General features: G+C 64.7%; 5 protein-coding genes. 2 read left to right on the top strand and 3 right to left on the bottom strand.

The features are described 5' to 3' along the window. Nucleotides 1-49: 49 nt before the first annotated feature. The 3 genes from EA346_RS13280 to EA346_RS13270 form a co-directional block, all read right to left on the bottom strand. A complete protein-coding gene (locus EA346_RS13280; protein ID WP_296759399.1) occupies nt 50-1,012 on the bottom strand; it encodes an arsenic resistance protein in 963 nt (320 codons plus the stop codon). Nucleotides 1,013-1,129: 117 nt separating this feature from the next. Then, on the bottom strand, nt 1,130-3,865 hold the full coding sequence (locus EA346_RS13275) for a cation-transporting P-type ATPase (protein WP_296759397.1): 2,736 nt from the start codon (nt 3,863-3,865) through the stop codon (nt 1,130-1,132). Nucleotides 3,866-3,926: 61 nt separating this feature from the next. After that, nucleotides 3,927-4,295 carry a hypothetical protein gene (locus EA346_RS13270; protein ID WP_296759396.1) on the bottom strand — a complete coding sequence of 123 codons (369 nt, stop codon included), beginning with the start codon at nt 4,293-4,295 and terminating at the stop codon, nt 3,927-3,929. A 420-nt stretch (nt 4,296-4,715) separates the two neighbouring features. Between EA346_RS13270 and EA346_RS13265 the strand changes: the two genes are divergently transcribed. Further along, nucleotides 4,716-6,029, top strand: coding sequence for an MFS transporter (locus tag EA346_RS13265; protein WP_296759395.1), 1,314 nt, complete (start codon nt 4,716-4,718; stop codon nt 6,027-6,029). Nucleotides 6,030-6,173: 144 nt separating this feature from the next. Then, nucleotides 6,174-7,683, top strand: a 1,510-nt coding sequence (locus tag EA346_RS13260; protein WP_296759394.1) for a PAS domain S-box protein, incomplete at its 3' end; no start/stop codon positions are given.

Raw genomic sequence — 7,683 nt, 5'->3', positions numbered from 1 at the left:
GTGACTTTCACGTTAACAAGGAATCACCAGCGCTCCGGAACCGCTCGGCTCAGGCTCGGAAAAGTCGGCGCGGAATCCACCATAGGTAGAAGACCATGGCGAACAGTTCCACCAGGGTCTGGAACACGATCACCACCACGGTTGCCTCCCAGCCGCTGGGAAGGGCGAGAGCGAAGGGCAAGACGACGAACGAATTGCGTGTGCCGAGACTGAATGCCAGGGTGCGCCCGGTCGTCACAGGCAAACCAAACCCGTGCGTCAACAGCCGTGCGATCAGCGCAGCCGCCAGCGCAAAGCCAATGAATACGGGCAATACCAGCAGCAGTGCTGGGCCCGAATCCCGGACGACACCCACCTGTGCGCCGGCGATCAGGAACACCACCAGCGCCAGCAGGGGGACCGGCCCCCAGGCCAGACGCTCGCGCCAGACGCTGCGGCCAGGCCCTGCCTCCATCCAGCGTTGACTGAGCGCAGCGAGCAGCAGAGGGATCCCGATCAGACCGATCGCGGCCGGCGCCAGGTCCTCCAGCGAGAGGACCGAGGTGAACTGTTCCGTCGGCAGCATCAGCCAGAGATACAGGGGAAGCAGCAGGAACTGCATGAGCAGGTTCAGGGGCGTGACCGCGATGGCGCGCGCGGTATCCCCACGCCCGAGCTGGGTGAAAGTGATGAACCAGTCGGTACAGGGGACCAGCAGGACCAGCAGCACGCCGAGCCGCAACGCAGGGTCGTCCGGCAGCGCGAGCATCAAACCCCAGGCCAGCAGTGGAACCAGCACAAAGTTCCCCAGCAGCAGCGCCAACAGGAAACGGAAATCCCGGAAGGCGTCACGCAGGTGCAGCAGCGGCACCTGAACGAACGTGCTGTAAAGCAGCGTGCCGAGGATCGGCCAGAGCAGGAAGTCGAAGGTCGGGCCGACGCCGGGGGCCTGGGTGCCTACGGTGAGCCCGAGAAGGATTGCCGCCAGATACAGCCAGACCTGGTGGCGTTCGACGGTCAGGCGGCGAAGCAACCCAAGGCCCCCCGACTGGCGCTTCGGATGCCGTTGGAGGTCAGCAGGAATGCCCCCGCCCGGTCTCCTGCCGGGGCGGACGGGGCGGTCGGGATCATGGGAAGGGCCTGACGGCCGTCAAGCCGTATCGACCCAGGGCAGGCGCCGGACCACTGTTTTCTCCAGTTCCACGATGAGGAAGACCGCCAGTCCGAACAGCAGGATGCGTCCCCAGTCGTGCAGCGCGATAGGGGTGGTCCCGAAGAGCGTGTTCATGACCGGGGCATAGGTGAAGGAGATTTGCAGCAGGATCAGGATGCCAATGGCGATCCACATGGCGCGGGATTGGAAGATGGCCCAGCCGCGCAGCACCGGCTGGTAGATCAGGCGCAGGTTGAGCAGGTAGAACGCCTGTCCGGCGACCAGGGTATTGATGGCCACGGTACGCGCGAGGTCGTCGGCACTGCCCACCACTTGCTCCATCCAGACGAAATGCCCGAAGGTGCCCGCCCAGAGCAGCACCGCAACGAAGGGGATGCGCCAGAGCAGGAAGCCCGAGAGCAGCGGCGCGTTGGGATTGCGAGGAGGTCGTTTCATCACCCCGGGTTCGCCGGACTCGAAGGCCAGCGCCATGGCCAGGGTCACCGAGGTGACCATGTTGACCCAAAGCACCTGTACCGGCGTGAGTGGCAGCGCCAGGCCCATCAGGATCGCCATCATGATCGTCAGCGACTGCCCGGCATTGGTGGGCAGCATGTGCAGGATGGCCTTGCGGATATTGTCATAGACGACCCGGCCTTCCTCGACCGCATGGGCGATGGAGGCAAAGTTGTCGTCGGTCAGCACCATCTCCGAGGCCTCTTTGGCGGCCTCCGTCCCCTTTTGGCCCATGGCGACTCCGACGTCGGCGCGTTTGAGGGCCGGGGCGTCGTTGACGCCGTCACCGGTCATGGCCACGATGCCGCCGCCGTATTGCAGGGCCTCGACCAGGCGCAGTTTGTGCTCCGGGGTGGTGCGGGCAAAGATATCGGTATCCGCGGCGGTGCGGCGCAACGCCTCGGGGCTCATGGCGTTCAGTTCGTTGCCGGCGATCGCGCTGCGGGAATCCTCGCTGCCGATGCCCAGCATCTGACCCACGGCCCGCGCGGTGGCCAGGTGGTCACCCGTGATCATCTTCACCCGGATGCCGGCCTCGTGGCACTCCGCCACCGCGCGGATGGCTTCTTCCCGCGGCGGATCGATGATGCCGACGATGGCCAGCAGCGAGAAGCCTCCGCCCTCCACGTGGTTGTAGTTGAGTTCGGCCTGTTGCGGCTTCGCATCCCGGGCGGCCAGGGCCAGCAGACGCTCGCCCTTCTGCGCGACCGCGTCCAGGGCTTCTTCCCACCAATCGCGGTCCAGTGGCTCGGCGCCTGCGGCGGTTTGCTGATGCGCGCACAGGTCCAGAATCCGCTCCGGCGCACCCTTGAGGTAGATGACGCTGCCGCCCTGATGATCCCGGTGCAGGGTGGCCATGAATTTGTGTTCCGACTCGAAGGGAATGACGTCGATGCGGGACATGCGGGTTCGTTCGGTCGCGGGATCCAGCCCGGCCTTTTGCCCGAGCACGACCAGGGCCCCTTCAGTGGGATCTCCTTCCATCCTCCATTCGCCGTCGCGCTCGAACACCCGCGCGTCGTTGCACAGAAGCGCGACGCGCAGAGCCTGTATCAGCACGGGGTCTTCGTCCGGCGTGAAATTCCGGCCTTCCACCGAAAATCCGCCGTGCGGCACGTAACCCACACCTTCGACCTCGACGTTCTGCTCGCGGCTCTTCAGGGTCGAAACGGTCATCTCGTTGCGGGTCAGGGTGCCGGTCTTGTCCGAGCAGATGGTCGATACCGAACCCAGCGTCTCCACCGCGGGGAGGCGGCGAATGATCGCATGCCGCTTCGCCATCTTCTGCACGCCGATGGCCAGGGCGATGGTCAGAATCGCGGGCAGGCCCTCGGGAATGGTCGACACCGCCAGGCTGACTGCGGCGAGGAACATCTCGTTCAGCGGGTAGCCGCGAATCCAGTAGCCGAAGGCGAACGTTGCCGCGGCAATCACGATGATCACGCCGGCCAGCCAGCGGCCGAACTGCTCGACCTGGCGGACCAGGGGCGTCTGAAGGCTGTGCACCTCGCCGAGCATGCCGGAGATGCGGCCCACTTCGGTGTGTTCTCCAGTCGCCACGACGATGCCCAGGCCGCGGCCGAAAGTGACCAGGGTGCCGGAGTAGGCCATGGAGAAGCGGTCGCCCAGGGATGCATCCTCGGTGACCGCTTGCACGGCCTTTTCTGCCGGAACGGACTCCCCGGTCAGCACCGCCTCATCCACCCGAAGGTTCTTCGTGTCAAGCAGACGCAAATCCGCGGGCACCTTGTCGCCCGCCTGCAGGACAACCACGTCACCGGGTACAACAGACTTCGCGTCCACCTCGATGCGGTGACCTTCCCGCACGACCACTGCATGGGGGGAAAGCATCTGGCGGATGGCATCCAGTGCTTTTTCCGCCTTCCCTTCCTGGACGAAGCCAATGAAGGTGTTGATCAACACCACGGCGAGGATCACCCCGGTATCCACCCAGTGCCCCAGCAGCGCGGTGCCCAGGGCTGCCACGATGAGGATGTAGATCAGGATGTTATGGAAGTGGCGCAGGAAGCGGATCAAGGCTCCGGCCTTCTGCGGTGGCCTGAGCTGGTTGGGTCCGTATTGTTCGATCCGTTGCTCGGCTACCTGCTCACTAAGGCCGTCGCGATCGGACTCCCAGCGTGCGATCACTTCGTCGGCATCAAGCGCATGCCACGGTGTCGGGTCTTGAGTTTCTGCCTCGTTCGGGTTCGGATCCATGAGCCAAGCTCCGCCTTGATAGGTTGCTGAAGATCCTCTTTGCTTCGCGCAGAGACCTCGATCAACCGGGAGTGCTGTCGAGACGATCTGCGGGAGGGTGGGCTTCGATATGCCGTTGCAGCGCCTCGATGTCGATACCGCCGGTGCCGTCCACGGGCAGGCAGAAAGCCAGGCCCTTGAAGGGTTCGAGTAATTGGAGTTCGACATTGAGGCGTTCGGCGATCCGGACTGCGGCCGCCTCATCAAGGAGCGCAAGCAGCATCGTCTCTGCCCCCAGGTAGGTGAGCCCGAAGAAGGTCACGTATTCGGGGAAGTTCATCCCGCGCGCGGACAGAAGCGTCATGCCACGCGCACCTTCCTGCCGGGCGATCTCTCGCGCCGCCTCCTCCATGTCATCGGCCACGATGACGACCAGAAGTTTCGCTTTCAAGGCTTCCTCCCGCAAGAATCTGCCGACCCTTCGAGATTAGCAAAGAACCACGCGGCGAGTCGGATGCGATCGAGGACGGAAGAGGCCGAAGGCCATCATCCAGCTTGCTGCGCCGGATCCGCCCCAAACGCACGGTGGCGCCTGACGGCCGATGCCCGCTTCGTCGAAGACCACCGCAGCGGGGTCCGGGAGAAGTCGAGACGCGCTGGCCAGTCGCTTCCGGATGCGCCTATTCTAGGTTCTGCCGCGGGGGGGCAGAGCCGATGCAGAGCGGGAAGCCGACACAGGTTGTAATGGTCGATACCACAGGGCGAGAACGGAGATCCGGGGTGCGGTCATGCCCGAAACAGATCCCTTACTCGTGATCGCCTCGATCTGCAGCCCGTTGCAGCCGACGCACTCCCGCGGCGTGATCGTTCAGTGAAATCCCACGATCCCGTCCGCTTTGAGCGGATCCGCTGGACGATCTACAGTGTCCTGATCGCCGCCTACATGCTGGCCTTTTTCCACCGCTTCGCTCCGGCGATGGTGGCGGCGGAACTCAGCGAATCCTTCGGCATCACCGCGGCCGCGCTGGGCTCGCTGGCGGCGATGTACTTCTACATCTACACCGCGATGCAGATCCCGGCGGGGGTGCTGGCGGATACCCTGGGCTCCCGTTTCTCCGTCACCATCGGCAACCTGGTGGCGGGTGCGGGCTCGATCCTGTTCGGCCTTGCCGAGAGTCTTGCTGCCGCGAGCACCGGCCGCTTCCTGGTCGGCCTCGGCGTGTCGGTGGTGTTCGTCGGCCTGATGAAGAGCAACACCGTGTGGTTCAGCGAGCGGCGCTACGGCACGGTCAGCGGCCTGACGCTGCTGCTCGGAAATCTGGGGGCCATCGCGGCCACCGGACCCCTGGCCATGCTGCTGCTGCAGGTGGACTGGCGGACGTTGTTCGTCGCGCTCGGGCTCATCGCGATGGGTCTCGCGCTGCTGTCCTGGTGGCTGGTGCGCGACCGGCCCGAGCAGTTCGGTTTTCCCTCGATGCGCGAGATGGAGGGGCAGCCCGCCCACGCGCCCCGCAGCCGGCACTGGATTCATGACCTGCGCGCGGTGCTGGCCAACCGGCGCCTTTGGCCCGGCTTCGTCTACGACTTCGGCATCACGGGCAGTCTCTTTGGCATGCTCGGGTTGTGGGCCGTGCCGATGCTGCGTGATGTGCATGGCCTCAGCCGGGGCGAGGCGTCGGTGTACACGACCGTGGCGACGGTGGCCTTTGCCGTGTCCTGCCTCGTGGCCGGCAGCTTGTCCGATCGGCTGCAGCAGCGGCGCTCGGTGCTTCGGGCGGGGGCGCTGGTCTACCTGTTGGTCTGCCTTGGGCTGTTGTTCCTGCCCTGGGGGCCGGGAGCCGGTGCCCTCATGCTGTTCGGCCTGCTGGGGCTCGGGGGCGGCTCTTTCGTCGTTGCCTATGCCCACGCGAAGGAAGTCACCGCGCCCGCGTTCTCGGGGATGGCCATCGCACTGGTGAACACGGGCCTGTTCCTCGGCACGGCCCTGTTCCAGCCGATGTTCGGCTGGGCCATGGACATCGGCTGGGATGGCAATCTCGCGGACGGTGTGCCCGTGTATGCGCTCGAGGATTACCGGCGAGGTCTCTGGCTGCTGGTTGCCTTCGCCGCCATGGCTTTGTTCGCCTCCCGCTACCTGGTCGAGACGAACGGTCGCAACGTCAGCCTGCATCCCAAAACCTCCTGATGCCCTGGCTTGAATCCCCTGGGGCCATCCTTCAATCTTGACCGGTGGAAATGCCGTTCGCGGCCCAGGTGGAATGATGGGGCCTTCCCGCATTGGCCGCCATTTGGATAAGTGTGCCCGCTACCGGTTTGCAAGAGCCCAATCATGAGCAATGAACGAGAGAGGACTACCCGGTTGGTTCAACACGGTGAGCAGGGGGACGGGCGGCGCCATTCCGAGGGAAGCGAGTCTCAGAGCGACGCACGTTTCCGCACGACCTTCGAACGTGCGGCGGTGGGGATCGCCCAGGTGGCTACCGACGGTCGCTGGTTGCGGGTCAACCAGAAGCTGTGTGACATCGTCGGCTATTCTCCCGACGAACTGATGGCCTGCAGTTTCCAGGACATCACCCATCCCGAAGACCTGGATTCCGACCTGGAGCAGATGCAGGCGCTGCTTAAGGGCGAGATCGAACAGTACAGCATGGAGAAGCGCTACCTGCGCAAGGACGGAAGCCCTATCTGGATCAATCTCACGGGCACCCTGGTGCGGGACGAGGCGGGTGCGCCAGACTACTTCATCGCCGTGGTCGAGGACATCGCCCGCCGCAAGGCAGCCGAGGCCGAAATCCTGCGCCTCAATACTGACCTGGAAGGGCAGGTGCGGGAACGGACGGCGCAGCTGTTGCAGCTGCAGAAGATGGAGGCCATCGGTCAGCTAACGGCTGGCGTGGCCCACGATTTCAACAATGTGCTCCAGGGACTCGGGAACTGTCTGTTCGTCTTCGACCCCTATGTACCCGAGGGTGTTCCACGAGACCTGTTGCAAGCCGCAAAGCAATCCATCGAGCAAGGCGCGCGGCTGACGCAGGCGCTGCTCGCCTTCGCGCGGCGCCAGGCGCTTTTGCCCGAGTCGATCGACCTGAGAGATCTGTTCGACGAAATCGGACCGCTCCTGAAACGGACCCTGGGCGGTCAGATCCACATCGAGGTCGATGTGCCGCCGACGGTAGCCCCGGTCCTGGTCGATCGTGCCCAGCTGGAGTCGGCGATCATCAATCTGGTGATCAATGCTCGCGATGCGATGCCCTCCGGCGGCATGCTCACCGTGCGCGCCGCCGCTGTGCGCGTGAGTGATGGTGATCGTGGTCTGCCACCGGAGCTTGCGGTGGGCGAGTACGTGACCATCACCGTCGCGGACACCGGTAGCGGCATGGACGAGCCCACACTGGCTCGGGTTTTCGAGCCTTTCTACACCACGAAGGAATTCGGTCACGGGTCGGGGCTCGGCCTGGCCATCGTGCATGGCATGGCGGTGCAGTCGGGGGGCGCAGTCTCCGTGAGGAGTGCGCCAGGCCAGGGAACAACCGTAACGCTGTATCTGCCGCCCGCCGTGCCCGTTGTTTCGAAGGGGTCTCCACTGATGGCTGCAATGCAGCCGGTCGTGGGCAGAACGGTCCTGATCGTCGATGATAACGATCTCGTGCGAAGGGCCTTGGAGATGACCTTGCAGGGACTCGGTCACCGCGTGTTGCCCCTGCCCGATGGCGCAGCCGCTCTGGAGATCCTGAGTGGATCCGATGACGTCGATGTGCTGATCACCGACTACGCCATGGAAGGCATGAATGGGGTCGATCTGATACGCGAGGCCCGCAGCCTGAGGCCCAACCTGCCCG

Source organism: Thioalkalivibrio sp. (assembly GCF_007692535.1).
Taxonomy (GTDB): Bacteria; Pseudomonadota; Gammaproteobacteria; order Ectothiorhodospirales; family Ectothiorhodospiraceae; genus Thioalkalivibrio.
The sequence above is the reverse complement of the archived record's forward strand: the minus strand, read 5'-3'. Positions and strand labels throughout refer to the sequence as shown.

Bases quoted from the DNA above. Each gene is read 5' to 3' on its own strand.
- EA346_RS13275 (WP_296759397.1), bottom strand. From the start codon at position 3,865: ATGGATCCGAACCCGAACGAGGCAGAAACTCAAGACCCGACACCGTGG.